The sequence below is a fragment of the Halomicrobium sp. HArcel3 genome (assembly GCF_058933135.1).
In genome coordinates, this window is the sequence record NZ_JBZYDN010000002.1 from 524,445 (window position 1) to 547,983 (window position 23,539).

General features: G+C 67.1%; 30 protein-coding genes. 13 read left to right on the forward strand and 17 right to left on the reverse strand.

Annotated elements, in window-relative coordinates; genetic code table 11:
- Positions 1 to 739: 739 nt before the first annotated feature.
- Positions 740 to 1,765, forward strand: a complete 1,026-nt coding sequence (locus tag AC5FRV_RS08425; RefSeq protein WP_493560647.1) for a PrsW family intramembrane metalloprotease — start codon at positions 740 to 742, stop codon at positions 1,763 to 1,765.
- On the opposite strand, the gene AC5FRV_RS08430 is transcribed toward AC5FRV_RS08425, so the two are convergent.
- On the reverse strand, positions 1,762 to 2,388 hold the full coding sequence (locus tag AC5FRV_RS08430) for a riboflavin synthase (RefSeq protein WP_493560648.1): 627 nt from the start codon (positions 2,386 to 2,388) through the stop codon (positions 1,762 to 1,764). The two genes, AC5FRV_RS08425 and AC5FRV_RS08430, sit on opposite strands and share 4 nt — an antisense overlap.
- Positions 2,389 to 2,489: 101 nt before the next feature.
- Here AC5FRV_RS08430 and AC5FRV_RS08435 point away from each other — a divergent pair, with 101 nt between their 5' ends.
- Complete coding sequence (locus AC5FRV_RS08435) at positions 2,490 to 2,729, forward strand: DUF7533 family protein (RefSeq protein WP_493560649.1); 240 nt, start codon at positions 2,490 to 2,492, stop codon at positions 2,727 to 2,729.
- Between the two features lie 22 nt (positions 2,730 to 2,751).
- Here AC5FRV_RS08435 and AC5FRV_RS08440 read toward each other — a convergent pair whose 3' ends face one another.
- The 4 genes from AC5FRV_RS08440 to AC5FRV_RS08455 form a co-directional block, all read right to left on the reverse strand.
- Positions 2,752 to 4,593: a UvrD-helicase domain-containing protein gene (locus tag AC5FRV_RS08440; RefSeq protein WP_493560650.1), complete on the reverse strand. Its 1,842-nt coding sequence runs from the start codon at positions 4,591 to 4,593 to the stop codon at positions 2,752 to 2,754.
- A 145-nt stretch (positions 4,594 to 4,738) separates the two neighbouring features.
- Positions 4,739 to 4,897 (reverse strand): DUF7563 family protein, encoded by a 159-nt coding sequence (locus AC5FRV_RS08445; RefSeq protein WP_449271698.1) that lies wholly within the window; start codon positions 4,895 to 4,897, stop codon positions 4,739 to 4,741.
- A gap of 80 nt (positions 4,898 to 4,977) precedes the next feature.
- Positions 4,978 to 5,277: a DUF7521 family protein gene (locus tag AC5FRV_RS08450; RefSeq protein ID WP_089819462.1), complete on the reverse strand. Its 300-nt coding sequence runs from the start codon at positions 5,275 to 5,277 to the stop codon at positions 4,978 to 4,980.
- Between the two features lie 269 nt (positions 5,278 to 5,546).
- Entirely contained in the window at positions 5,547 to 5,897 is a 351-nt protein-coding gene (locus AC5FRV_RS08455; RefSeq protein WP_089819464.1) for an ArsR/SmtB family transcription factor, read from the reverse strand.
- Between the two features lie 197 nt (positions 5,898 to 6,094).
- Here AC5FRV_RS08455 and AC5FRV_RS08460 point away from each other — a divergent pair, with 197 nt between their 5' ends.
- Positions 6,095 to 6,529: a PadR family transcriptional regulator gene (locus AC5FRV_RS08460; RefSeq protein WP_493560651.1), complete on the forward strand. Its 435-nt coding sequence runs from the start codon at positions 6,095 to 6,097 to the stop codon at positions 6,527 to 6,529.
- 239 nt (positions 6,530 to 6,768) lie between these two features.
- Here the strand turns inward: AC5FRV_RS08460 and AC5FRV_RS08465 are convergent, their stop codons facing one another.
- Complete coding sequence (locus tag AC5FRV_RS08465) at positions 6,769 to 6,948, reverse strand: HVO_0416 family zinc finger protein (protein WP_089815626.1); 180 nt, start codon at positions 6,946 to 6,948, stop codon at positions 6,769 to 6,771.
- 483 nt (positions 6,949 to 7,431) lie between these two features.
- On the reverse strand, positions 7,432 to 7,917 hold the full coding sequence (locus AC5FRV_RS08470) for a hypothetical protein (protein ID WP_493560652.1): 486 nt from the start codon (positions 7,915 to 7,917) through the stop codon (positions 7,432 to 7,434).
- Positions 7,918 to 8,145: 228 nt separating this feature from the next.
- Here AC5FRV_RS08470 and AC5FRV_RS08475 point away from each other — a divergent pair, with 228 nt between their 5' ends.
- Positions 8,146 to 8,613 carry an NUDIX hydrolase gene (locus AC5FRV_RS08475; protein ID WP_493560653.1) on the forward strand — a complete coding sequence of 156 codons (468 nt, stop codon included), beginning with the start codon at positions 8,146 to 8,148 and terminating at the stop codon, positions 8,611 to 8,613.
- A gap of 65 nt (positions 8,614 to 8,678) precedes the next feature.
- Here the strand turns inward: AC5FRV_RS08475 and AC5FRV_RS08480 are convergent, their stop codons facing one another.
- A complete protein-coding gene (locus tag AC5FRV_RS08480; RefSeq protein ID WP_493560654.1) occupies positions 8,679 to 9,434 on the reverse strand; it encodes a DUF7847 domain-containing protein in 756 nt (251 codons plus the stop codon).
- A gap of 142 nt (positions 9,435 to 9,576) precedes the next feature.
- Positions 9,577 to 9,954 (reverse strand): DUF7522 family protein, encoded by a 378-nt coding sequence (locus AC5FRV_RS08485; protein ID WP_493560655.1) that lies wholly within the window; start codon positions 9,952 to 9,954, stop codon positions 9,577 to 9,579.
- A 105-nt stretch (positions 9,955 to 10,059) separates the two neighbouring features.
- Here AC5FRV_RS08485 and AC5FRV_RS08490 point away from each other — a divergent pair, with 105 nt between their 5' ends.
- Entirely contained in the window at positions 10,060 to 10,752 is a 693-nt protein-coding gene (locus AC5FRV_RS08490) for an SOS response-associated peptidase (RefSeq protein ID WP_493560656.1), read from the forward strand.
- Positions 10,753 to 11,036: 284 nt separating this feature from the next.
- Here the strand turns inward: AC5FRV_RS08490 and AC5FRV_RS08495 are convergent, their stop codons facing one another.
- The 3 genes from AC5FRV_RS08495 to AC5FRV_RS08505 form a co-directional block, all read right to left on the reverse strand.
- Positions 11,037 to 11,492 carry a response regulator gene (locus tag AC5FRV_RS08495; protein ID WP_493560657.1) on the reverse strand — a complete coding sequence of 152 codons (456 nt, stop codon included), beginning with the start codon at positions 11,490 to 11,492 and terminating at the stop codon, positions 11,037 to 11,039.
- A 119-nt stretch (positions 11,493 to 11,611) separates the two neighbouring features.
- A complete protein-coding gene (locus AC5FRV_RS08500; protein WP_493560658.1) occupies positions 11,612 to 12,229 on the reverse strand; it encodes a hypothetical protein in 618 nt (205 codons plus the stop codon).
- Between the two features lie 102 nt (positions 12,230 to 12,331).
- Positions 12,332 to 13,075 carry a PspA/IM30 family protein gene (locus tag AC5FRV_RS08505; RefSeq protein ID WP_493560659.1) on the reverse strand — a complete coding sequence of 248 codons (744 nt, stop codon included), beginning with the start codon at positions 13,073 to 13,075 and terminating at the stop codon, positions 12,332 to 12,334.
- Between the two features lie 199 nt (positions 13,076 to 13,274).
- Here AC5FRV_RS08505 and AC5FRV_RS08510 point away from each other — a divergent pair, with 199 nt between their 5' ends.
- The 8 genes from AC5FRV_RS08510 (at position 13,275) to bioD (ending at position 20,189) form a co-directional block, all read left to right on the forward strand.
- The gene (locus AC5FRV_RS08510) at positions 13,275 to 14,027 is read left to right on the forward strand and encodes a DUF5781 family protein (protein WP_493560660.1); all 753 of its coding nucleotides are present in this window, start codon (positions 13,275 to 13,277) and stop codon (positions 14,025 to 14,027) included.
- A 141-nt stretch (positions 14,028 to 14,168) separates the two neighbouring features.
- A complete protein-coding gene (locus AC5FRV_RS08515; protein WP_493560661.1) occupies positions 14,169 to 14,549 on the forward strand; it encodes a hypothetical protein in 381 nt (126 codons plus the stop codon).
- Between the two features lie 81 nt (positions 14,550 to 14,630).
- Entirely contained in the window at positions 14,631 to 16,151 is a 1,521-nt protein-coding gene (locus AC5FRV_RS08520; RefSeq protein ID WP_493560662.1) for a molybdopterin-dependent oxidoreductase, read from the forward strand.
- A gap of 80 nt (positions 16,152 to 16,231) precedes the next feature.
- The gene (locus AC5FRV_RS08525; RefSeq protein ID WP_493560663.1) at positions 16,232 to 16,507 is read left to right on the forward strand and encodes an ArsR/SmtB family transcription factor; all 276 of its coding nucleotides are present in this window, start codon (positions 16,232 to 16,234) and stop codon (positions 16,505 to 16,507) included.
- A 1-nt stretch (position 16,508) separates the two neighbouring features.
- On the forward strand, positions 16,509 to 16,805 hold the full coding sequence (locus AC5FRV_RS08530; protein WP_493560664.1) for a DUF8036 family membrane protein: 297 nt from the start codon (positions 16,509 to 16,511) through the stop codon (positions 16,803 to 16,805).
- A 330-nt stretch (positions 16,806 to 17,135) separates the two neighbouring features.
- Positions 17,136 to 18,233 (forward strand): (S)-8-amino-7-oxononanoate synthase BioU, encoded by a 1,098-nt coding sequence (gene bioU, locus AC5FRV_RS08535; RefSeq protein ID WP_493560665.1) that lies wholly within the window; start codon positions 17,136 to 17,138, stop codon positions 18,231 to 18,233.
- 1 nt (position 18,234) lies between these two features.
- Positions 18,235 to 19,521 carry an aminotransferase class I/II-fold pyridoxal phosphate-dependent enzyme gene (locus AC5FRV_RS08540; RefSeq protein ID WP_493560666.1) on the forward strand — a complete coding sequence of 429 codons (1,287 nt, stop codon included), beginning with the start codon at positions 18,235 to 18,237 and terminating at the stop codon, positions 19,519 to 19,521.
- Positions 19,518 to 20,189 carry a dethiobiotin synthase gene (gene bioD, locus AC5FRV_RS08545; RefSeq protein ID WP_493560667.1) on the forward strand — a complete coding sequence of 224 codons (672 nt, stop codon included), beginning with the start codon at positions 19,518 to 19,520 and terminating at the stop codon, positions 20,187 to 20,189. The genes AC5FRV_RS08540 and bioD overlap by 4 nt, the downstream gene beginning before the upstream one ends.
- A 23-nt stretch (positions 20,190 to 20,212) precedes the next feature.
- Here bioD and AC5FRV_RS08550 read toward each other — a convergent pair whose 3' ends face one another.
- The 5 genes from AC5FRV_RS08550 to AC5FRV_RS08570 all read right to left on the reverse strand — a co-directional run bounded on the left by AC5FRV_RS08550 (position 20,213) and on the right by AC5FRV_RS08570 (position 23,399).
- On the reverse strand, positions 20,213 to 20,929 hold the full coding sequence (locus tag AC5FRV_RS08550) for an energy-coupling factor transporter transmembrane component T family protein (protein WP_493560668.1): 717 nt from the start codon (positions 20,927 to 20,929) through the stop codon (positions 20,213 to 20,215).
- Positions 20,923 to 21,627, reverse strand: a complete 705-nt coding sequence (locus AC5FRV_RS08555) for an energy-coupling factor ABC transporter ATP-binding protein (protein WP_493560669.1) — start codon at positions 21,625 to 21,627, stop codon at positions 20,923 to 20,925. Before AC5FRV_RS08555 ends, AC5FRV_RS08550 begins: the two co-directional genes overlap by 7 nt.
- Complete coding sequence (locus AC5FRV_RS08560) at positions 21,624 to 22,223, reverse strand: biotin transporter BioY (protein WP_493560670.1); 600 nt, start codon at positions 22,221 to 22,223, stop codon at positions 21,624 to 21,626. Before AC5FRV_RS08560 ends, AC5FRV_RS08555 begins: the two co-directional genes overlap by 4 nt.
- A gap of 117 nt (positions 22,224 to 22,340) precedes the next feature.
- Positions 22,341 to 22,967 carry a 30S ribosomal protein S7 gene (locus AC5FRV_RS08565; protein WP_493560671.1) on the reverse strand — a complete coding sequence of 209 codons (627 nt, stop codon included), beginning with the start codon at positions 22,965 to 22,967 and terminating at the stop codon, positions 22,341 to 22,343.
- A gap of 3 nt (positions 22,968 to 22,970) precedes the next feature.
- Positions 22,971 to 23,399 (reverse strand): 30S ribosomal protein S12, encoded by a 429-nt coding sequence (locus tag AC5FRV_RS08570; RefSeq protein ID WP_089815653.1) that lies wholly within the window; start codon positions 23,397 to 23,399, stop codon positions 22,971 to 22,973.
- Positions 23,400 to 23,539 lie beyond the last annotated feature (140 nt).

Consider the following 23,539-nt stretch of genomic DNA (forward strand, 5'->3'; position numbering starts at 1 on the left):
CGTTTGGCGACCTTGTTGCGTGAGTGGTCCGCATTTCGGCGACGGGACGCTTTCTGGCGCGATGACTTTCCGATCAGTGTAGGGAGTGTCTGTAACGATTTGGTGTCTCAGTGAGACTGGTGCCAATGACGACGCGAACACGTCGAAAGCCCTCGGCGCGCTCCGGTCCCGCGGACCGACTGCGCTCCTCGCTCCGCTGCGGTGCTTATCGGTCCGGGGTTCCCGGAGCCCGCCTCGCCCTTTCATTCCTCCAGGGCAGCCTCGCTCGTGCGATGAAACGCACTCACGATTGACTCCGCCACCCCTCCCCGGTCGCTCGCCGTCCGGCGAGCGACACGCGTCCTGACCGCCCCGCAACCGCTTGGCCGGGAGGCCGTCTCGTCGGCCGACCAGGGGAAGGGCAGGGCTGCGGTGCGGGCCTGGTGGATGAAAGGGCGAGGCGGGGTGGAGGAAGCACGGACCCGCAAGCACGCGAGGAACGAGCGCGCGCAGGGGGTCCGCGCGACTCCAGCGCGCCGAGGGCTTTCTAGTTGTTGTCCCTACAGTTCTGTCCAGCACTAAAATCACAGAACTACCCGTTACAGAAGCAAGGTGAGTCTAACGGAGCGTCCATCGGGACGATTCTGGGGCAAGAGCCCCCGTCTGTACTACCAGTCCAAGCTTCCACAGCTCGATCCCATCCAGCGCGTACAGCACGCAGAGACCAACCCTTAGGTAGGCCGGCGCGAAAGAGCGGCCAATGGCACGGGACGAGCGGGACCCGGTGGCGGCCCGCAGCGCGGACTCCGAGGACCTCTACGGCATCGCCGACTGGGAGGTCCGAACGGTCTTCGACCGGCTGGTCTACTGGCTCTACTACGGCTTCTACCTGACCGTCAGGGTGGGCGTCGTCCTCGCGGCGGTCGCCATCCTCGCCGCGCAGCTCGTCCTCGGCGGCCTCGGGGCGGTGGCGGACCCCGTGCTGGGCGCCCTCACGATTCTCTCGGCGGTCCCGGCGCTGGCGCTGGCGGTCTACGTCTGGCACGCCGACGTCACGACGCAGGAGCCACTCCATCTCCTGGTCGTGACGTTCGTCCTGGGCGTGCTGTTCGCCAGCTTCGCTGGCGTGCTGAACGGCGAGATCGGGGACCCGGTCCGGAACCTCGCCTCCTTCGGCGGCGCGGTCCCATTCCTCGGCTCGGTCGTGTTCTTCTACCTCGTCGTGGGTCCGGTCGAGGAGACGGTCAAGCTACTGGCAGTTCGACTGTTCGCCTTCCGGAGCGACCGGTTCGACGCCGTCGTCGACGGCGCGGTGTACGGCGCCGTCGCGGGGCTGGGCTTCGCCACCATCGAGAACGCGCTGTACATCACACAGGACGCCGACGCGGGTCTCCAGGCGGCCAGAGCGGTCACGGAGGCCGGCGGCGTCGCCGTCGTCCGGGGGCTCGCGGGCCCGGGCCACGTCATCTACTCCGCGTTCGCCGGCTACTACCTCGGCCTGGCGAAGTTCAACCGCGAGCACGCCGGCCCCATCGTCCTGAAGGGTCTCGTCATCGCGGCCGTCGTCCACGCCACCTACAACACGCTGGTCGGCATCGTCCCCGGTGCCGTGACCGCTCTGACCGGCGTCAATACGATGGTTGCGTTCTTCGGCTTCGTCGTCGTCTACGACAGCGTCTTCGGCCTGCTGTTGATCCGGAAGATCAGGGCCTACGCCCGGGCCTACCGGGCGGCGAACCCGGCACCGACGAGCTACGCGTCCGAGCGGACGGAGTTCGAATCTTAAACCATCCGCTCGACGTACTTCGCGATAACGTCGACTTCGAGGTGGACCGGGTCGCCGGGGGCCTTCGCCGAGAGCGTCGTCAGGTCGTACGTCGCGGGGATGATCGCCACCGAGAACGTCGACTCGTCCCGGTCGGCGACGGTCAGGCTAATCCCGTCGACGGTGATCGACCCCTTCTCGACGAGGTACTGGGTGAGTTCTTCCGGCAGCGAGAACGTGAACGTCCAGTCACCGTCGGACTCGTCCGACGAGGTCTCACTCGCGTCGCTCGCGAGACCTTCCCCCACCGACTCCACGGCGACCACTTCCGCCGTCGCGTCGACGTGACCCTGGACGACGTGGCCGTCGAAGCGACCGTCGGCCGGCATCGCCCGTTCGAGGTTGACGGCGTCGCCCGTCTCCAGCGAGTCGAAGAACGTCCGATCGACCGTCTCGGCGGCGAGGAAGACCGAGAACCACTCGCCCGGTTCGTACTCCTCGACGGTGAGGCAGGCGCCGCTGACGCTGATCGATTGGCCGTGAGAGAGGTCCTCGAACCCGGTCGAAATCCGGACGCGCCGCCCGCTCGCGTCGTCCTCGACGGCGAGCACCTCGCCGGTGTCCTCGACGATGCCGGTGAACATGCCCGAGCGTTGGCCGAGCCGTCACAAGAGGGTTATGGATGTCAATTCTGGGATGGTACGTGGCACACTGCTTTTGCCGCGGCGGGTTCTACCTCGCCCCAATGGCTGGTGGCATCCTCGACACGATCGGACTCGCCGGCACCGTGCTGTTCGCCGCGCCGGTCGCGCTGTACGGCGCCGACCTCCTCTTTGGGGGCGACGGCACTCAGGGGCTGATATTTCTCGGCATCGCGGCGTTGATGGTCGTCGTTCCGCGGTACCTCCGCACGCCGAAGGACGTCGCTACCGACGCGGTGTCGGGCACGGCGGGACGGCTCGTCGAGACCGAGGACGAGGAGTAGGTGGCGAAAAACAGCGGCCGTCTCAGGGCGCCGGGAGCGGCTCCTGGGCCTCGATCAGCAGGTCGTCGGGCGACTCGTCGATGGGCTCGTTCTCCAGCAGCACGTCGATGGGCAGGGTCGGCGCGCCGTCGACGAGGTTCTCCATGAGGACGAGGCGCTCACGGGCGCGGCTCATCCCGACGTAGAAGACGCGGCGTTCGTTGTCCGTCAGCGTCGGTACGGGGTCGGTGTGCTTGGTGAAATCCTCGTCGCCGGGGACCTCCTGGCCGGTCTGCTCGACGGTGGCGGCCATCTGCTCGACGACCTTCTCGGTGAGGTCGGTACCGACGAAGACGTGGTCGGCCTCGCGACCCTTGGCGGAGTGGATGGTGCCCAGGCGGACCTGGTCGGTCGCCATGCCCTCGTAGTCGCCGTGGAAGTACGCCTCGACGGAGCGCTCCTGGAAGTTCGTCACCTTCCGGAGCATGTCGGCCGCGGAGGCGGTGTTGGGCGCGAAGGGGGCGTGCTCGCGGATCACGTCGGGGGCGACCTCGATCTTCGCGAGGTCCTCCTCCGCGTGATTCTCGGCGATCTCGTCGAGTTCGTCGAAGAGGTCGTCGCGCTCGCCCGTACCGAACGCGGAGTCGGCGAGCATGTCCGCCAGGCGCCGGCCCTGCAGCGCCGTGAGGTGTTCGTCCGCCTCCAGGGCCTCGATGGCGCGGACGTACTCGGTGAGTCGGTCGGTCCACATCCGCTGGTCGGTGAGGCAGGTGAAGGGGATCCCATGGCCGATGAACTCGTCGATGAACTGGAACATCTGGTAGCGCGCGCGGAACAGCACCATGACGGTCCCCTCGTCGTCGTCGACGGTGCGACAGACCTCGCGAACGAGGTCGAGCATCGACGGACCGAGCATGGGGAGGACCTCGCCGCCCTCCTTGCGCGGGTCCAGATCCTTCTCCTGGCGCTTCTCGATGTGGCGCACTTCCCTGTTCACGACGTTGAGGATCGAGGAGGGCAGGCGGTAGGAGTTGGGGAGGATCTCGTCGACGTCGACCTCCTCTTCGAGCAGGAGGTCGGGGTCGGCGCCCTGCCAGGCGTAGACGACCTGGTCGTCGTCGCCGGCGATGAGGATCTTCTTCATGTGGGGTTTCCACTCCTCGTAGACGCCGTACTGCAGCGTCGTGATGTCCTGGAACTCGTCGATGATGAGGTAGTCGACGCTGGGGAGCAGCGAGCGCTGCCTGACCCGTTCGAGCATGTCGGCGAACCCGGTGAGGTCGTTCGTCCCCTTGTAGTTGCGCCAGCCGCGGATGGCCTCGGGGACGTCGATGCGGTCGTCGTCGCTGGGCCACGTCGGCGTGTACTTGTTCCCCGTCTGGGCGTTGTCGTCGATATCCGGCGGGAGCCGAACTTCCTCGTCGTTCCACTGGAAGGGGACGTCGTACCAGTCGGCGACGTCGCGGTTGGTCCGCTGGAGCCACTGGCTGGTGGCGATGATCTTGTTCCCGATGGTGGTCGAGCGCGCCGAGCGCCGTCGTGACCCCTCGTACTCGTCCTCGTAGTCGATACCGAACTCCTCGCAGAAGTCCTCCTTGTCGGACTCGCCGACGACGTCTCCACGCGAGAGGTTCAGGAGTTCGTAGGCCTTCGCGTGCATCGTGGAGACGTTCCCCTTCAGCGAGCGCGGCGAGATGTCGAGGCGCTCGGCGAGGCGTTCGCGAATCTCGGCCGCGGCCGCACGCGTGTACGAGACGACGAGGACGTCCCGGACGTCGACGTCCTCCTCGGTCAACAGTTCTTCGACGCGGTCGAGGAGGGCCGTCGTCTTCCCGCTCCCCGGTCCACCGAACAGGCGAACCACTTCGGGGCTCGTGTCAGTCATTGCGGACATAAACGGGGCGCTCTCCCATAAACGACGTGCTTTGCAAAAGTTGTTGACGCCGTCGGTCGTCACCCGTTTCGGATATCGGCACCACCGGACTGGCGACGTCCGGTTCGACGTTCCGACCGACGGTGTTGGGGCGATGCTACGGATGCCGCGGGGACCGAGCTTCGCGGACGTCCGCCCCGTCGCGAATCATGTCTTCACAGCGGGGACACACGCGCGGTTCGTCGACCTCTTGCGGCGTAAACACACGGACGTAGTCCTTCGTGACGAAGGATTCACAGTTTTGGCAATGGGGCATTCCCTCTCCCCGCGTGCACCCAACACCCCCTGGGTAATAAAATGTTTCCCAGAATTACACTCTACCTCGATGACCTGTTCTCACCGGTACAGCGAGACGTACAGCATGCTGAAGCCGATGATGAACGGGATGGTCTCGGAGAACTGGAAGAGGACGCGTACGATCTCCGTGGCCTCGCCCGCGCTCAACTGGGTGATGACGCTCGAGACGGCCACACCCATGCTGATGAACGCGAAACCGAGGAAGGCGTACTGGAGCCGCTCCGAGGGCCGCTTGCGGTAGGCCTGGAAGCTGATCAGCGTAATCCCGAGTGTGAGCCCGAACACAACCATCCGTAACAGGACGAGGATCCCCCGTGCCAGCTCGACGCCATCCACCATGTCGTTACGTGGTGAGTGATGTGAGTACCGTCTTAAGCCCACCGACTACTCCCGGATCGATTCACTCCCCGCGCGCGTTCAAGATAGGCGCGCGGTGGGCGGATACATATTCCCGCTCCCGGGAGACGGTCGAACGTCTAGTGGGGTTAGGCGACGCGCACTCGCTGTTCGATGTCTGAGGGCCTCGCTCCGCTCGCCACTCCGTCCTCACGGGTCGCTCTGCTCCCCGTTCGGTATCAAGATGGTTCCTCCCGTTGGTCGGAACCATCCTATTCGGGATTCAGTTCGTCCCAGAGCTGGCTGAACCGGTCGGGCAGATTCTCCTCGCGGTAGATCCGGACGCGGTACTCGTCGTCTTCGAGCGAGATGACGGTCGACTCGAAGTTCGACTCGTAGACCTTGTAGTGGTTACCGTCGTCGGCCACCAGCGTCCGGTCGGTGACGAGTTCGTACTCGTCGAGCATCTCGATGCGCCGGTACACCGTGGGGAGGGACAGGTCGCACTCCTCGGCCAGTTCCTTGGCGGACTTGGGCTCGCGGCTGATCGTCGCGAGCACGCGTCGGGCGTGCTGGTCGCCGATGGTGTCGAGGATTTCCTCGATGCTCTTCTCGTCGTCCACTACTGGCCACTTTTTCTCTCATCACATAAGCGTTTTCGAGCGGGGTTGTTTCACGGCGAGAAAACACTGCTGGGGCCTTATGGGGTTACCCTCTATAGGAACAATTGCGGATCGAATCCAAGTGAGTACACATGTCCGGGGATAACCTACGTCGCGTGGCTGCGGGAGATACAGCGGGACAGAGTCCCGACGAGCGCTTGACCCCCCTCGTCAGTGGACACGTCCCCGATCGTACGTCGACCCCAGCCGACCGCGGCGGAGAGTGGGACGAACTGCTCTCCTCGGCCGGCGAGGCCGCGGCCGACGGCGGCGCTGCCGTCGACAACGGCCTCGTCACGGAAAGCCTGGACGAGATCCTTCTCGCGATGATAGCGTCGTCGAGCACCGAGACCCACGGTACAGGACTGATGGAGGAGCTGGAACGTCAGTTCGACGTCCAGTTGAGTCCGGGAACCGTCTACCCGCGGCTACACGAACTCGAAGACGACGGCACCCTCGCCGTCCACGAGCTCGTGCAGACCAAGCAGTACTCGGTCAGCGACCGCTCCGCCGCGAAGTCGCGGATCGAGCGCGCGGTGCAACAGCACCTCGCGATGGGTATGTTCCTGCAAACCGCGCTCGACGCGATGTGACCTCACACACTGACCAACCCCCCTAGACGCTATCCCCCCCTTTCGACCCCCCTTATCGAAAGACCCCCCTTTCGACCCCCCTTATCGAAAGACCCCCCTTTCGACCCTATCTTTTCGACTGGCACGGAGTGACTAGTCGACGGTAACTGCCAGCGGCGACGCTGCGCCTCGTTCTGGAGCCGATCACGCGATCGCGTCGCTATCGACGCGGTATCGAGAAAAGTGACGACGGGTGTCGTTCAGTTGCCTGGTGCCCAGCCGCAGACCGAGCATTCGGTGGCCGCCCCCTCGTGGAGACCACCGCAGTCCGGACACTGTTTCTTGTTGTAGCTTTCCTGCCAGCCGACCGACTCGGTTTCGTGCCCGCGCTGTGAGAGGAACTCGTCTATCATGTCGTCAGTGCTCGGGGCGGTCGCCATACATGATATGGTATAGCACACCAGCATATAGGTCTACTGGTCGTGTCAATTGACACCAGGCAGCAGTCCTGCGAGGGACTGACGAGTACTGGCACGTACCTGACGCTACTCGTGATCGAGCCGGATCCAGGTCGGGATCACGGCGTGCCGACCGCACGCGTCGCGGTACGGAGTTCGGACGTCGCTACGGAGTATTCGAGCGTCTCGCGTCGCCGGACGGCGTCGCCACTATCAGGAGTAGTACCAAAAAGGAATGGTGGGTGGTGGGTGGTGGGAAGGTGGATAATGGCACCGGTGGGGCGCCATTATCGGGATAAATGCGAGGGGCGGTAATAAGAATTGGGGGTCCGAGTATCAGTGTTGATACCAGTGCCGCTGGTCGAGCGCCTGGTTCCCGTCCGGGCCGACGCTCGCGGTTCCTGGGCGATGCGACTGCCGAGACATCGGACGGCAGCGGCGCGAACGCTGGCGGAGCGACGCCGTCTACGCGTGTTTTTCGGTGTACTGTTCCAGCGCGAGTTCGATCGCTGCCGGACGCTTGCTGACGCGGCCGTCGGCCACGCGCATCAGACCGCCCGGGTTGTAGCCGTCCGCGTAGTCGAAGATGCGGTTCACGGCCGCCCGGGGGACGGTGACCGGCGTGAACTCGTCGACGGTGAAGATGCGCGAGGCGGGAGTGTCGTGCCAGACGGTGGTGGCCGCCCACGACTCGTCGTCGGTGAACGTGGTTCCGATGCGGCCGGTCCCGACGTACGTGTCGCCCTGGTAGAACAGCACGAGGTCGCCGGTGTCCATCTTCTCGAAGTAGGTCTGGTTGCTGTCGCCGTCCTGGACGCCCCAGAACCGGACCTCGTCTCCCGATGAGAGCGCGTCCGGGTGGTCGGGGTAGTCGGCGAGCGAGACCGCGGACCGGACCGTCCGGTCGAAGTCGTCCGGGTCGCAGGGAGCCACGAAGACGTTCGAACTCATACCGGTCGTTCGGACAGTCTCGTGATAAAACACCGGTTTGCGGCCGTCCGTGGGAGGCCCACCTCGTTCGGCACGCGGACGAACGCGACCCGCCTCCCACTCTGGATCACACCGGCTCCGGATCACACCGGGACCACGACGGAGTCACTCGATCCCCCTGATCCTCCTCCAATACCTAGAGGGGCATTAGTGGTCACAGTTATACGCTGGACCTCGTAATCAGTTGATATGACCGGACAGGGCGTCACCTACGTCGAGAAGGCCTGCGCCTACGTCACCAGGAACGGGTCGGAGTTGCTGGTGTTCGAGGGGCCGGAACACGACGGGCTCCAGATCCCGAAAGGGACGATCGAACCGGACGAGGGCCCGCGCGAAGCGCTGTGTCGCGAAGTCATCGAGGAGAGCGGTCTCGCCACCTTCGAGGGGATACAGCACCTGGTCACCGACGTCTGGAGCCGCCGGGCGTTCCCGCCCAAGCGGTACGTCCGCAACTTCTTCCACGTCCCCGTGCTGGGTGCCAAGGATGCGTGGACCCACACCGTCACTGGAGCGGGCGCGGAGCGCGGGAATCGCTTCGAGTTCTTCTGGGTCGACCTCCCGACGGACGCCGCGTTCGCGCTCGACCTCGACGATTACCTCCACGCGCTCGACGGCGTCGACGTCGGGGACCCGGGCGGCGGCGTCACTGCCGACTGAACGCCCGCTCGGCGTCGTTTCTGTCCGAATGCGGTCCACGTCGGCTGTCTCCGTCCACGGTCGACCTACAGTTGTTCGGTGGTTCCGGTGGTCCCGGCCTGGCCGTCGCGGAGCTGCGTGAACGCGTCTGCCAGGATCCCGAGGGTGAGGATCGAGAACGGGAGTGCGACGGTGCCCGAGACCAGCGTCCCCAGTGCCTGCCCGGCGGCGGCGCCCACGTAGAGCGACGAGACCACGGAGAGGACGCCCGAGATGGCCCCGATCACGACGACGACGATGGCGAGGAGGACGAACAGCCAGAACCAGTTCCCGCGCGTCAGATGCCAGCTGTTCCCGAGCGCGGCGACGAAGTTCTCGTCCTCGGCCGCGACGTACAGCGGCGTGAAGACGAACGCGACGTAGGCGATGATACCCGGGACGATCACGGCGAGCGTTCCGACGAAGACGATGATGCCGAAGGCGATTCCGGCCAGGACGGAGTTGATCAGGACGACGACGGCGTTCCGTGTGTAGTATTCGGCGGGGATCGAACGCGCGTGGCCACCGACGAACGTCCGGATCGCGACGATGGTGAGGTACTGGAGCGCGACCAGCGAGAGGACCGCGACGGCGGCGGCGACGCCGAGCGGGAGACCGACCGTCGGCAGGGGTATCTCCGCCGACGGCGTCCCGGACTGGCTGATCAGTTCGACGAAAGCGCTGTAGAACGCGACCTGCCACACGATGCCGAGGGCCAGGTACGCGAGGGCCAGTACTGCGCCGTTTCGATTCGCGACTCGTCGGAATCCGCCGGTCAGGGCGGAACCTACGTTCAGGGTCACACAATCCGATTCCGGTGACGTCCGTGTAGCCCTGTCGCCGAGTTTCTGGGTCAGAAGTCGAGGCGACCTGCTAACCGTGGTGGCCCGCTCCCGTGGATCCGGCGGCTTCGGTCGGCTCGCGTCGACCAGTCGCACCTGTCCGTCAGAAGTGCCGCTCGCAGATCCGGATGAACTCCTCGACGTCGATGCCCTCGCCGCGGTCGTACGTGACGAAGACGCCTTCGAACCCGTTTTTCACGAAGTGTAGCATCATCGCCTCGTCGAAGCCGTAGACGCTACACTCCAGTTCGCCGGCGTTGAACAGGTCCTGGAGGCGGTCCCGGCCCCAGCCTTCGAGGCGAAGGTCGTCGAAGATGGCGTCACGCTCCTGGTGCGAGTAGACGACGTCGACGTTCTCTCGCATGTACAGCATCTCGTAGTCCGTCTCGCAGTAGACCGCGACCGACCGGAGTGCTCCGTCCGCCGCCGTCAGGAGGTCGCCGACGAGGTCTTGCTCGTCCGGGGAGCTGCTGGTCGTCATGCCTCGGGGGTTTCGACACGACTCACTTAGTATCGCAGCCTAACTGATTACCGTCCGTTCGCCGCCGGCGGTACCCTTAGTGTCGCCGACAGCGTACCAGACGACATGTGCGGACGTACCTCGCTGTTCCTCGAACGGGCGGACCTGGAGGACCGTTTCGGCGCCGAACTCGTCACCGACGGCGGGGTGGACTACCGGCCGCGGTACAACGTCGCCCCCGGGAGCGACCTCGAGGTCGTCACGAACGAGGCCCCGGCGACCATCGACCAGTTCCAGTGGGGGCTCGTCCCGTCGTGGGCCGAGGAGCCGACCCGTGGGCTGATCAACGCCCGCTCGGAGACGGCCGCGGAGAAGCGCTCGTTCCGCGAGGCCTGGGAACGCCGGCCGTGTCTCGTCCCCTCGACGGGCTTCTACGAGTGGCAGGAACGCGACGTCGGCGGGAAGCGGCCCTACCGCATCTACCGCGACGGCGACGACCCTGCGTTCGCGATGGCCGGGCTCTGGGAGCGCTGGGAGGGCGCGGACGGGACGCTGGCGACGGTGACGATACTCACGACCGAACCGAACGATGTCGTCGCCCCCATCCACGACCGGATGCCGGTGATCCTGCCGGCAGAGGCCGAGCGGACGTGGCTCGAGGCCGGGCCCGACGAGCGGCGGGGGCTGTGCCGCCCGTATCCGGACGACGACCTCGCCGCCTACCCGGTCTCGACCGTGGTCAACGACCCGGCCAACGACCGCCCGGGCGTCGTCGAGGAGGACGCGTCTGAACAGGCCGGTCTCGGCGATTTCGGCTGACCGCTCGCTCCGAGGGCATCGACCGCCGGTCGCTGGCGCGACGACGTGTGGACGCCGGCCCTCATCAGTTTGGCTCGTTACTTATTCCGCTTCCCCGCCGAGTACAACTGCCGGTTGACCATGCGATACCACCGGCACTTCCACCCACCCCCACACGAGTCCAGCCGTCGAGCCCCCCGCTCACGGCTGGCACTTCTCTCTTCGCGACGACCGATAGCGTCGTCTCCAGTGCCGTCGGTGCCCGGAATTGCCGTCGGTGCCCGGACTGCCGGCGGGGCCACGGGTTACTTCGGCGGAAGGTGCGCGACGCCGAGCCAGAAATCCTCGATGGCACGGGCCATCGTCACGAACGCTTCCGACGTCGTCGGCTTCTCGAGATAGGCGTTCGCGTTGAGTTCGTACGATCGCGTGACGTCCGCCGCTTCGTCTGACGCGGTGAGAACGAGCACGGGGATCCGGCGCAACTCGGGCCGACTATCGAGTTCGGCGAGGATCTCGTTCCCGCTCGTTCCCGGAACGTGGAGGTCGAGGAGGATGATGTCGGGACGCGGGGCGTCCGTGTAGCCGTCGCGCTGGTGGAGGAAATCGAGCGCGTCGGCGCCGTCCCCGACGACCGAGACGGTCTCCGTGGCGTCGGTCGCCTCGAACGAATCGACGAACTGCGAGGCCGCTTCGGGATCGCTTTCGACGAGCAGGACGTCGAACGGACCGCTGTTTCCGCGTGAATTAGTTCGAGCCACGATCGCTGTACCAGTACGTGTGAATGGCTATCTATCGACGTAACTCGTTTCCCAATTATGTTAGGTCGGCGTCCGGCGGACGGCCGGCTCACAGAGATGCAAGGAGGAAGCCCACGACTTCAGTCGTGGGTTGATGACTCGCCGACGAACCCGACGAACACCATGTCGTCGGTCTTCAGTTCGTACTCGACGCCGGCGGACAGCCGGGTGTAGTCGAACGGCTCGGTGACGACGTGGAACCCGTTGGGCGTCTCTCGGCGGAGCAGGACCGTCGTGGAATCGGCGAGCGAGTCGGCGAACGCGTCGGCCTCGTCCGCCGAGACGTCGTCGAGGTCGAAGAGGAAGTTCGTCTCGTCTGCGCACGCGTCCGACTGGAGCACCGATACGAACTCGCTGTCGACCCGCTTGAACTTCCGGAGGACGTCCGTGTCGCCGTGGAAACGCATCTCCAGCCAGTCGTCGGTCCGCTCGCGGAGCCGGAAGAGCGCCGACGTGGTGTCCCGCGCGTTGACGCTGAGGTAGAGCCGGTAGCGCTCCTCGAACCGTGAGACCGCGTGGTCGAGTCGCGCGACCGTCTCGGGGAGTTCCTCGGCCTCCGCGACGATTTCACGGATCACCGGCTCCGAACTCGCGGTGAGGCCCTCGTTGTCCTTGGACCGGGCGATGGCTAGCAGGAGGTACACCCGTTCCGGGCCGAACTCGCAGTACTCCTGGAAGTCATCGATCTCGATGGGCATGGCGGGTCGACGAGTAGGCAGAATAAAGGACTCACGGGGGAGTGAGGGACGGTCTCACTGACGACCGAGTCACCGTCGTCGGCCCGTCTCTCAGCACGTTTCTCACCCCGTCGCCTCCTCGGACTCGAGTGCGCTGGATCGGTCCGGCTCCCGGCCGAGGCGGGTCTTCAGCTCGGATAGCTCCCGGTCGATCCGCTGTTCGGACGAACGGCGGTTCAGTTCGCGGTCGATGTCGTCGCCTTCGGCGAGGACGTCGTCGAGCGCGCCGCTCTCCTCCAGTTCTTCCAGAGCGGCCGCGCGGGCCTCCATCTGCTCGGTCCGCTCGGCGGCGCGCTCGACGGCGCGGTTCACGTCGGTCATCCGGCCTCCGACGCCGGAGAACGCCTCGGCGACCCGCGCCGACGCCTGGGCCGCCTCGTGACGGGCTTTCAGCGACTCCTTGCGCGTTCGGAACCCCTCGATCCGACCCCGAAGCGCGATCTGGCGCTCGACCAGCCTGTCCTGGGTCGCCTGCAGGCGCTCGATCTGTTCGCCGAGGTCGGCGATCTGTTCGCTGGAGGCGTGTTTCTTCTCGAGGGCGCGCCTGGCCAGGTCGTCGCGGTCCTGCCGGACCGCCTCGCGGACCTGCTCGTCGTGTTTCTCGACGGCACGTTGCAGGCGCTCGCGGTGCATCTCCAGGCGTTTCTTCTGGGTCGTGAGGTCGGCGATGCCGCGGTTGATCCCCTGGAGTTCGTCGCGCAACTGCTCGTAGGAGTAGTCGAGTTCCGCGGCGGGGTCCGCTGCCCGGTTCAGCAGGGCATTCAGCCACGACTGGACGGTAAAGGAGAGCCGCTGAAAGAGGGTCATCGCGACCTCTTCCGGTCGTCCGCGTCGTCTCGCCGGCCGGGGCGGTGTCGGGACATACGCACGCTACGGGCGAGACCCGGTTAATTGTGTTGCTGAGACTGAACGTCTGGGCCGGCACGGGATCCGACGGCCGGCGGTCCCTCGCACCGTGGTACACCCCCGCAAGAGTAATACGCGCACAGACCCTCCCACTAACAGAATGGACGTCCACGTGCAGGGTGGGCCCGCCGAACCCTTTCTCGGGGCTCGCGACGTCTTCGAGACCGAACAGGACCTGGAGCGCCGGGTAACCGTTCGCGTCCGCGAAGACCCCGACGAGCGAACCCGCGTGAGCCACGACGCGGAGAGCCACCTGCTCACCATCTCCCGACAGGCGGCGACGAGCGCGATGGCCAGGGAACTCGCCCTTCACGAGTTCGCACACATGGCCCGCTACGAGCAGGGACACCCCTCACACACGCAGTCGACGGAGGAGGCCATCTACCTCGCGCTGGCCGGCCGGAGCGTCGAACGCCGGAAGCTCTCGCACTGTTATCAGATCGCCAACCACATGAAGGACATCTACGCCGACGACGTCTGGCTGGGCGTCGCGCCGGCCGACAAACTGGTCACCTTCCTGGAGTCACAGCTGGCGACCGCCATCGCCGACGTGCCCCACGACCCGCCCGCCGGCCAGCGGCTCACGCCGACGTCGGACCCGGATATCACCGCCGTCAACGCCGCCTTCGCGCTGGCACTGGTCGAGCGTCACGACCTCGTCGACGACGACCACCCGATGTACGACATCGCCCGCGTCGCGGCCGACGACGCGCCCCACGTCGGCCTGTCCACGTTCAAGCGCCACTTCGCCACGCTGGCCCGGGACACCGACGAGAGCACCTACCGCAAGGCGCTCGTCGACGTGACCCGCGAGTACGCGACGGCCAGGCGCGGCGAGCAGGCGGCCGATTGACCCGTCGACGGACGCCCGGGGCGGGCCGAACTCGGAACGAATTCTAGAGACTCTCTGACCGGACTCGGGACGGTTGTTGACTCGTTCCTGAACCGTTGTTGAAAAATCTACTTTCTACCCCCGTCTCTGGGTCCGAGCGTGATGTCCGACGACACGACGCGCCGACGGTTCCTCGTCGCAACGGGTAGTACGACAGCCGCCGCGCTCGCCGGGTGCACTGGCGACGACGGCGACACAGCCACCGACGATTCGATGGACGACGATTCGATGGACGATTCGTCGAACGGGAGCGACACGATGGGAGACGGTTCGATGACCGAGGATTCGATGGAGAATGAATCCATGGAGGACGGTTCGATGACCGAGGATTCGATGGAGAATGAATCCATGGAGGACAGTTCGATGACCGAGGATTCGATGGAGACTGAATCGATGGACGACGAGTCGATGGAGACTGAATCGATGGACGACGAGTCGATGGAGACTGAACCGATGGACGACGAGTCGATGGGGGACGGATAGATGGTGCCCGAACGACCACGCACCGTTCTCACACGTTCGCCGGGCGAAGACAGTTGGCCGGCGAGCCCTGACTGAGACGCGATGGTCGACTCACCACCGCCGGAGGACCTGACGCTCGCGACGCTGGCCGGCGTGGCGGCCGTCTCTGGCTCGTACGCCGTCGCGGGCTACACCCCCGCGTTCGTCGCGGCCCCGATCGACGCGCTCGTCGTGGCCCTGACGCCGGGGAGCCTCGTCACGTTCGTGATCGAGACCGTCGGCGACGAGGGGCACCTCCTGCACGTCGGGCTCTCGCTGTTGCTCGCCGTCGGAACGTTCGCCGCTTCTTCGCTCGCCGGTCTGGCCTTCGCCGAACGAGCCGGGTCGCAGGCCGGGGGTGCTGGCGTCGGGGGGGCCCTGGCCTGGGTCTTCGCGGTTGCGATCACCCGCGAACCCGTTCTGGCGGCCGGGGCAGCGCTGCCCGTCGCCGTCGTCACCGTCGCCGGGCCGGGGCGGGGTGCGTCGGAGCCGGACCGCTCCCGTCGCCGGACGCTCGCCGCTGTCGCGGGGACGTTCGGATTCGTCGGCGCGGCCGTCGGCGTCCGACGGCTCGCGTCGGCCGACGAACAGATCGAACGCGCGCCCGGCACTGCCGACGTCGACCAGCAGTTACAGGCGGCGGAGGACCGCTCGCTCGACGTCGCGAACGACTCTCTGCCGGGCCTCGTTAGCTCCATCGACGAGTTTTACAACGTCGACATCGCCGAGTTCGACCCGACGCTCTCCGCCGAGGACTGGTCGCTGACGATCACCGGTGAACTCGCCGGGGAGGCCCGGACGATCACCTACGACGACCTCCAGGAGCTACCCGTCGAGCACCGGTTCGTGACGCTGCGATGCGTCGGCGAACAGCTCAACGGCCGGAAACTCGACACCGCGCTGTGGACCGGGACGCCGATCGAACCGCTCCTCCGCGACGTGGACCCCGACGGCGACTGCGGCTGCGCGATGCTCCGGGGGGAGGACGGCTACTTCGTCCAGTTTCCCACCGAGGTCCTGGCAGACGGGTTCCTCGCCTGGGGGATGAACGGGAAGCGATTACCCGAGGCACACGGCTATCCCGTCCGCATCCTGATCCCCGGGCACTGGGGTGAGACGAACGTGAAGTGGCTCACCGAGATCGAGGTGCTCGACGAAGAGATGGACGGCTACTGGGAGCAGCGCGGCTGGGCGGGGACCGGACCGGTGAACACGGTCGCGAAGCTCTGGGACGAAGGCGTGACGATGCTCGAGGACGGCCGGATCGAACTGGCCGGTCACGCCTACGCCGGCACTCGCGGGATCGAACGGGTCGACGTCTCGACTGACGGCGGCGAGACGTGGACGGCTGCGGAACTCTCCGCACCGCTCCGCGGCGATGCCGTCGAACAACGCTCGAAGAGCGGCCAGACGCGGTCTGGCAACGACGTCTGGCGCCAGTGGCGCCACGCGTTCGAACCGGCCGGCGCCCACGACGTGGTCGTCCGGGCTGTCGACGGGACCGGGGAGGTCCAGCCCCGCGAGGAGTCGGACCTGTCCCCGTCGGGCGCCTCTGGCTGGGTGCGACGCACCGTCGAGGCGTGACCGCGGTGGTTCGGGCCCGTGCTACCGCTCACCCGACACGAAACGACTTTACTCACACGGCTAACATCACCCGACAGCCAATGGAGAAGGCCCTGTGGTACCTGTTCGCCGGCAGTCGCGGCGGTACAAACAGGGTCCGGATCGTCCGGGAACTCGACGACAGACCCCGGAACGCGAACGAACTCGCCAAACTGCTCGACGTAGACTACAACACGGTCACCCACCACCTGGACATGCTCGAAGACCACGACGTCGTCGAACCCGGCGGGAGCGACTACGGACAACTGTACTTCATCACCGATCGGTTCGAACGCCACCGGGAGACGTTCGAGCGCATCCTGGAGGAGGTGAACTGAGATGGCGATGGGAACGACGCTCGTCGCCGCCATCGCCGTCGCCGGCGTCAACGCCGCGCTGTTGCTCGTCCTGTCCGGCGTGTGGGTCCGGAACTACCGGACGTTCCAGTCGCCCATGACGCTGGCCCTCCTGGCGTTCGGCCTCGTCCTGCTGGTGGAGAACCTCATGGCCGTCTACTTCTTCTTCAGCATGGGGTCGCTGTACGCCGACAGCCCCCTCGTTGGCGAAGCGGTGCTCGTATTGCGCGCGCTCCAGTTCCTCGCGCTGGTCTTCCTGTCCTACGTGACGATGCAGTGACCGGGACCTCGTACAGTCTGTGTCGTATCGCGGGGAGTGTCGATCGTTCGCGCCCGTCGTCGACGGGCAGTGGAGGGTGTCTGGCGTGGCCTCGGAGGAGTACTTTCGCGACCGGGGCAGCAGCGGGAACCAGGCCAGCGAAGGCACCGGGTAGCCGGGCCGAGGACGGGTGAGAACGGACCACCGGGACCCGAATCACTAAGGCACTGTCAACCGCGATCCGAAATGGGGTTTACGAGGCCGGGATCCGGTCGATCGCCCTCCGCGAATGGACCGACTGCGCCGGTTGCCGGACCGGACACGAACGACCGACACACCGATTCGACGACGATGGACGAGACCAACTTCGCCGTACTGGGAACCGGAGGTATCGGCAGACGAGCGCTCGACGTCTCGCGGGACAAACCGGACCTGACGCCGGTGGCGGCCTGTGACCGCCACGGCGTCGCCGTCGACCACGACGGCCTCGACGTCGCGGAACTGCTGGCCGCGACCGAGGGCAACGTCGCCAGCGACCCCGAGAACCGTGACGTGGCGAGCGACGGCGGTGCGGTCGCCGGCGCGGACGGAGAGCGCACCGCACCCGGAGTGACCGACGGCGTCAAGCAAACCGGCCGGGAGGCGGGCGTCGTCGCCTCCGACCAGGCCGAGGCGACGGAGTCGCCGATCGACGACGTCATTGCCGCGAGCGACCGCATCGACGGCGTCCTGATCGCGCTCCCGAACTTCGAGCACGACTTCATCCCGCGCGTGACCGACCGGTTCGCCGACGCCGGCTACTCGGGCGTGCTCGTGGACGTACTCAAACGCTCGCGAGTGATCGGAATGCTGGACGACAGGGAAGCGACCTTCGAGGACGAGGGGATGACGTTCGTCTGTGGCGCCGGCGCGACGCCGGGCTTCCTGACCGGCGCGGCCGCCATTGCTGCCCAGTCGTTCGTCGAGGTGGAGGAAGTCGAGATCTGGTGGGGCGTCGGTCTCAGGTCCGGCTACGAGGACAACCGCGGCACCGTCCGTGAGGACGTCGCGCACCTGCCGGGGTACGACATCGACGACGCGCGTGCGATGAGCGACGACGAGATCGAGGCGGTCATCGACGAGCACGACGGCGTCATCGAGTTCGAGGACATGGAACACGCCGACGACGTGCTCCTGGAGCGGGCCGGCGTCTGCGACGCCGCGGACGTGACGGTGGGTGGCATCCTCGACGTCACCTCGGACGAGAAACCGACGACCACGACCGTCAGCGTGACCGGACGGACCTTCGACGGCGAGACGGGCACGAACACGTTCCAGCTCGACGATTCGACGAGCATGGCGGCCAACGTCAACGGCCCGGCGCTGGGCTACCTGAAGGCTGGCGTCCGGCGCAACCGCGCCGGCGAGTACGGCGTCTTCGGCCCGGCCGACCTCATGCCCAGATTCTGAGATGCGGGAGGACGACAGCGGTCGCCGGGCCGGACTCGGGCCACGGGACAACTGGTCGACAGAGCGCGGGTTCGACCCCGCCGCCCGGCTCGCCGGGCGGGAGCGGCGCGGCCGGCGGCGCGACCTCGCCCCCGTCGACCGGGTCGACGCCCGGTGCCGGCTCGCGACCGATCCGAAGGGCTCCGTCCCCGAGTTCGGCGACGAGGAGTACCTGGTGTTCGCCGCGAACGACTACCTCGGGCTCTCGGGCGACGACCGCGTGCAGGCGGCCGCGGCAGAGGCGGCCAGCGACGTCGGCACCGGAACCGGGGCGAGTCGACTCGTCACGGGGGACACGCCGGTCCACCGCGCGCTCGAACGCGACGTCGCCGACTCGAAGGGGACCGAGCGGGCCCTCGTCTTCTCCTCGGGCTACGCGACCAACGTCGGTACCATCGCCGCGCTCGACCCGGACCTGATCTTCTCCGACGAATTGAACCACGCCAGCATCGTGGACGGCTGCCGGCAGGCCGACGGGGAGGTCGTCGTGTACGACCACTGCGACCCCGAGGACCTCGCGGCGAAGATGGACGCTCGCGCACGCGAGGTCGGTGACGGTGGCGACCCGAGCGACGGGACCGACGCCCCGTCCTGGCTGGTCGTCACCGACACGGTGTTCAGCATGGACGGCGACGTCGCGCCCCTCCGGGACGTCTGCGACGTCGTCGAGCGCTTCGGCGCGTGGCTGATGGTCGACGAAGCCCACGCCACCGGGCTGTACGACGACGGGGGCGGTATCGTCCAGCGAGAGGCCCTCGGCGACCGGGTCCACGTGCAGATGGGAACGCTTTCGAAGGCGCTGGCGAGCCAGGGCGGCTACGTCGCCGGCAGCGAGGCACTGGTCGAGTACCTGTGCAACGCCGCCCGGCCGTTCGTCTTCTCGACGGGGCTGGCCCCGCCCGCAGCTGGCGCGGCGCGGGAGGCCCTCCGCATCGCCCGGGAGGAGGACCGGCAGGCGGTACTGTGGGAGAACGTCGGCCGACTGCGAGACGGACTCTCGAACGCGGGCTTCGAGGTCCGCGGCGAGACCCAGATCCTGCCGGTCGTCGTCGGCGACAGCGCGGACGCGATGGCCCTCGACGCGGAACTCCGCGAACGCGGAATACTCACCCCTGGCATCAGGCCGCCGACCGTCCCCGAGGGGACCAGCCGCGTCCGCGTGGCCCCGACGGCGAGCCACACCGCGGCGGAGATAGACCGGTGCCTCGCGGCGTTCCGCGAGGCAGGAGAGGAACTCAACCTGCTATGACCCGGGATCTCGCCGTCGTCGGGACCGATACCGGCGTCGGCAAGACCGCCGTCACTGCTGGTCTGGTGGCGACGCTCCGGGCAGACAGCGTCGACGCCCGCGCGATCAAACCCTGCCAGACGGGATATCCTCCGGACGACGACGCGGCGTTCGTCGCCGACGCCTGCGGAACCGAGGAGGCGGCGACCTGTCTGCGCCGGCTGGAGCCACCGCTGGCCCCCGAAGTGGCTGCCCGGGAAGCGGACGCGGACCTCTCCTACGGGTCGATACTGCAGGACTGCCGGGCGGTCCTGTGCGAGACGGACCGGGGCGTCGTGGAGGGCATCGGCGGGTTACGGGTTCCCCTCGCCGACGGCCGTGAGGTTATCGACCTCGTGGCGGACCTCGGCTTGCCCGCCGTGGTCGTCGCCCGCTCGGGACTCGGCACCCTCAACCACACGGCGCTGACCGTCGAGGCGCTCCGCCGGCGCGGGATTCCGGTTCTCGGCGTCGTCATGAACGAGTACAAGGGGGCGTCCGTGGCAGAGCGGACGAATCCCGACGTCATCCGGGAGATGGCCGACTGCCAGGTGGCGACGCTCCCGCCGATCGATCTGTCCGACCCGTCTGCCGCCGTCGACGCCGTCGCGGAACACCTCCCGCGCTCGCTCGTCGACGACATCACATAGCGGCGCTGGCGGCCACCTGCGATTCAGAGAAACCGTTTCGCGATCGGCGCTGCCGCCAGGGCCAGGCCGGCGACGAGTACCGGGTAGTCGGCCCGGCCGAACGCCAGCGCGGGCAACGTCGGGTTCCAGGCGAAACAGCGCGCCTGCAGGGCGACAGCGAGGCGGTCTGCGCGTTCGAACGCTCGTGTCAGACCGAGCATCCCCATCCGCCGTGCCCGGTCGACAATCGACCGGTTCGACCCGGCACGGGCCTGCATGGCCTCTCGCACCGCGACGAGATCCCGGCGTAGGACCGGGACGAAGCGGAACGTCAGCGCGACGCCGACGCCGAGCAGTTGTCCGGTCCGACCCGGCACGTGTCGCTGGATGGCCGCTCGCGTCTCGCGGACCGGCGTCGACTGGACGTAGGCCGCGCCGACGAAGAAGACGAGCGCGACTCTCGCGACCTGCATCGCCGGACCGACGGCGGCCTCGGGAGTGAGCCGGAACGGCAAGACGGACACCGTCGCGAGTACGGGCCCGCCGGCCAGGATCAGGAAGACGAACCAGTAACTCCGGACGACGGCGACCGGCGAGACCCTGGCGGTGACGAGGACGACCGACGCGACGACCGAGAGCGCGAGCAGCCACCCCGGGTCCACGCTGGCGAACGCGGCGACCGCGAACCCGACCTGGAAGACCATCTTCGACCGCGGGTCCAATCGGTGGGCCAGCGTCTCGCCGGGCTCGTAGGTCAGCATGGCGGGAGGTCGACGTCCACGGCTTCGACGGCGTCGCGTACCGCCTCCGGGGGGCCGTCGGCGACGACCCGTCCCTCGTCGAGGGCGACGATCCGGTCTGCCCGGTCGAACAGGTCGCGCAGGTCGTGGGTGACGACGACGACGCTGGTCCCGTCGCTGTTGAGTGCGTCGAGGTGGTGGAGCACCGACTCGCGGGCCCTGCGGTCCAGTCCGGCGAAGGGTTCGTCGAGCACGAGGTGGGTGGGTTCCATCGCGAGCGCCCCCGCGATGGCCAGGCGAGACTGCTCGCCCCCGGAGAGTGCGTCGATCCGCTCGTCTTCACGGCCCGCCAGTTCGACCGCTTCGAGCGCCTCGCGGACGCGCCGATCGATCTCAGACCGGTCGAGACCGAGGTTCTCCGGGCCGAAGGCGACGTCTGCGCCGACCGTCGCCGCGACGAACTGGTCGCGGGGGTGCTGGAACACCATGCCGACGCTCGTCCGCGCCGCGACGGGGTTCTCGGTCACGTCGACGCCGTCGACGGTGACTCGGCCCTCGTCGGGTTCGAGGAGCGCGTTGCAGTGACGGACGAGCGTCGTCTTCCCGCTCCCGTTGGGGCCGACCACGAGGACGAACTCGCCGTCGTCGACCGTCACCGACACCGAATCGAGCGCGAGAGCGTCACCGAACCGGTGGGTCACTCCTTCGATGCCGATCATGCGGTGACGTCGGCCTGCTCCCTGGCCAGGACACCCGCCCGCACGAGGCCCAGCGTCGCGACTATCTTGATCAGGTCCCCGGGGAGGAAGATGGCTGCGCCGACAGTCGCCGCGTGGACGAGTTCGTATCCCGCGCTCACTGCCAACCAGGGAACACCGATGGCGTAGATGACGGCCAGGCCCGCGACCAGTGCGACGGCCTGGGTCCCGAGTGACACCGTCGAGAGCGGTCTGGGGTCGAGCCCCCGGTGGACGATCAGGCCGATGACCACCGCCGCGACGACCCAGGACACGATGTAGCCCCCGGTCGGACCGAGCAGGTAGGCGAGTCCGGCGCCGCCGTTAGAGAACACCGGTGCGCCGGCGACGCCGACGAGCACGTACAGCACCATCGAGAACGCGCCCCAGCGCGCGCCCAGCAGGAGTCCGGCGAAGAAGACGCCGAACACCTGGAAGGAGATGGGTGCCGGCAGGCCCGGGAGCGGGATGGAGACGTAGGCGAAGGCGGCGGTCAGCGCGGCGAGCACCGACGCCAGCGCGACGTGTTTGACCGTCGCGTCACCGACGAGATCGACCGACTCGTGTTCCTGTGACATGGCTCTCACTGGGCCGTAAACCGACAAATAACTGCTGGTTTACGGAGTTCGCAGCGCTACCGAACGACGGTGCAGGCGCTCACGAACCGGAGAACAGAGAGAAAACGCAGAGAGACGCTATCGCGCGGCGGCTGCGACGCGTTCCTTCTCGACCTTCTGGTTGACGGCGTAGGTCTGGACGTCGCCGTCGGCGGCGCCGATGAGTTGCTGGGCGAGCGCGTCCTCGGCGTCGGTCGTCGTCTTGAACGAGTCGCCGTAGACGCCCTCGGCGAGGAACTTGAGGCCCTGGTCGACGCGGCGCTGGGGCGCGACGTCGACGGCCTTGGGCACACTGATCCCACCGTACTTCAGGCGGACGGTCTCCTCGCGCGGTGCGCTGTTCTCGACGGCGGTGACGAGCACCTGGACCGGGTTCTCGTCGGTCTGGTCGGCGATAATCTCGAAGGCGTCCTCGACGATAGTCGTCGCGAGCTGCTTCTTGCCCGTGTTCTCGTCGGTCTGCATCAGGCGGTTGATGAGCCGCTCGACGATGGAGATCTCGGACTTCTGGAACTGCTTGTTGGCGTGCCGGCCCATCGTGTGGGCGATCGGCGTGACCGTGATGTAGCGCTCGGTCGAGGGGTCCTGGTAGTCGACGTTGGTGACGTCCCACTCGCCGAACAGCTTGGCGACGGCGGTCTCCTGCTCTTGTGCTTCGTCGGCGCCGGCCTCGTCGTCGGCCGGCTCGGATTCTGATTCGCTCATCTGTTATCGCACCGGCTTCTCCGCGTTCCCGCGGACGAGTTCGAGCATGGCGACGCCGTTGACCTTGTCGACCTTGTAGTTGACGCCGGAGAGGTCCCCCATCGCACGACCCTTCGCCCCGCCGATGCCGGCGATGGTGACTTCGTCGTGTTCGTCGATGAAGGAGATGGCGCCGTCACCGGGACAGAACGCGGTGACCTGCTTGCCGTTCTTGATCAGCTGGACCCGGACGCACTTCCGGATCGCGGAGTTGGGCTGTTTCGCTTCGATACCGACCTTCTCGAGCACGATCCCTCGACCCTGGGGGGCGCCCTCGAGCGGGTCCGAGGCCTTGCCCAGACCGCGCTCGCGGCGCGCGTAGTCAGAGTCGGACCACCGGTGGTTCTGGCGGTCCTTCTTGAGTTTGCGTGCGGCATATTTGCCGTTCGCCATAGTAGGCTTCGGTAACCCGCCGAGGTACTTAAGACTCCTCTTTCGACCCCGCCACGGTGCGGTGACACAGCCCACGTTCTGCCCCCGTTCTGCCCGGGAGAGTTTCTCTCCTGATAATCGGGGGCGAGGACTTTTACTGC

Bases quoted from the DNA above. Each gene is read 5' to 3' on its own strand.
- bioU (WP_493560665.1), top strand. From the start codon at position 17,136: ATGGACGAGACCAACTTCGCCGTACTGGGAACCGGAGGTATCGGCAGA.
- AC5FRV_RS08450 (WP_089819462.1), bottom strand. From the start codon at position 5,277: ATGGTGGATGGCGTCGAGCTGGCACGGGGGATCCTCGTCCTGTTACGG.
- AC5FRV_RS08470 (WP_493560652.1), bottom strand. From the start codon at position 7,917: ATGAGTTCGAACGTCTTCGTGGCTCCCTGCGACCCGGACGACTTCGAC.
- AC5FRV_RS08440 (WP_493560650.1), bottom strand. From the start codon at position 4,593: ATGACTGACACGAGCCCCGAAGTGGTTCGCCTGTTCGGTGGACCGGGG.
- bioD (WP_493560667.1), top strand. From the start codon at position 19,518: ATGACCCGGGATCTCGCCGTCGTCGGGACCGATACCGGCGTCGGCAAG.
- AC5FRV_RS08505 (WP_493560659.1), bottom strand. From the start codon at position 13,075: ATGACCCTCTTTCAGCGGCTCTCCTTTACCGTCCAGTCGTGGCTGAAT.
- AC5FRV_RS08570 (WP_089815653.1), bottom strand. From the start codon at position 23,399: ATGGCGAACGGCAAATATGCCGCACGCAAACTCAAGAAGGACCGCCAG.
- AC5FRV_RS08435 (WP_493560649.1), top strand. From the start codon at position 2,490: ATGGCTGGTGGCATCCTCGACACGATCGGACTCGCCGGCACCGTGCTG.
- AC5FRV_RS08515 (WP_493560661.1), top strand. From the start codon at position 14,169: ATGTCCGACGACACGACGCGCCGACGGTTCCTCGTCGCAACGGGTAGT.
- AC5FRV_RS08530 (WP_493560664.1), top strand. From the start codon at position 16,509: ATGGCGATGGGAACGACGCTCGTCGCCGCCATCGCCGTCGCCGGCGTC.
- AC5FRV_RS08510 (WP_493560660.1), top strand. From the start codon at position 13,275: ATGGACGTCCACGTGCAGGGTGGGCCCGCCGAACCCTTTCTCGGGGCT.
- AC5FRV_RS08465 (WP_089815626.1), bottom strand. From the start codon at position 6,948: ATGGCGACCGCCCCGAGCACTGACGACATGATAGACGAGTTCCTCTCA.
- AC5FRV_RS08560 (WP_493560670.1), bottom strand. From the start codon at position 22,223: ATGTCACAGGAACACGAGTCGGTCGATCTCGTCGGTGACGCGACGGTC.
- AC5FRV_RS08490 (WP_493560656.1), top strand. From the start codon at position 10,060: ATGTGCGGACGTACCTCGCTGTTCCTCGAACGGGCGGACCTGGAGGAC.
- AC5FRV_RS08550 (WP_493560668.1), bottom strand. From the start codon at position 20,929: ATGCTGACCTACGAGCCCGGCGAGACGCTGGCCCACCGATTGGACCCG.
- AC5FRV_RS08565 (WP_493560671.1), bottom strand. From the start codon at position 22,967: ATGAGCGAATCAGAATCCGAGCCGGCCGACGACGAGGCCGGCGCCGAC.
- AC5FRV_RS08445 (WP_449271698.1), bottom strand. From the start codon at position 4,897: ATGCCCCATTGCCAAAACTGTGAATCCTTCGTCACGAAGGACTACGTC.
- AC5FRV_RS08485 (WP_493560655.1), bottom strand. From the start codon at position 9,954: ATGACGACCAGCAGCTCCCCGGACGAGCAAGACCTCGTCGGCGACCTC.
- AC5FRV_RS08555 (WP_493560669.1), bottom strand. From the start codon at position 21,627: ATGATCGGCATCGAAGGAGTGACCCACCGGTTCGGTGACGCTCTCGCG.
- AC5FRV_RS08430 (WP_493560648.1), bottom strand. From the start codon at position 2,388: ATGTTCACCGGCATCGTCGAGGACACCGGCGAGGTGCTCGCCGTCGAG.
- AC5FRV_RS08475 (WP_493560653.1), top strand. From the start codon at position 8,146: ATGACCGGACAGGGCGTCACCTACGTCGAGAAGGCCTGCGCCTACGTC.
- AC5FRV_RS08520 (WP_493560662.1), top strand. From the start codon at position 14,631: ATGGTCGACTCACCACCGCCGGAGGACCTGACGCTCGCGACGCTGGCC.
- AC5FRV_RS08425 (WP_493560647.1), top strand. From the start codon at position 740: ATGGCACGGGACGAGCGGGACCCGGTGGCGGCCCGCAGCGCGGACTCC.
- AC5FRV_RS08500 (WP_493560658.1), bottom strand. From the start codon at position 12,229: ATGCCCATCGAGATCGATGACTTCCAGGAGTACTGCGAGTTCGGCCCG.
- AC5FRV_RS08525 (WP_493560663.1), top strand. From the start codon at position 16,232: ATGGAGAAGGCCCTGTGGTACCTGTTCGCCGGCAGTCGCGGCGGTACA.
- AC5FRV_RS08540 (WP_493560666.1), top strand. From the start codon at position 18,235: ATGCGGGAGGACGACAGCGGTCGCCGGGCCGGACTCGGGCCACGGGAC.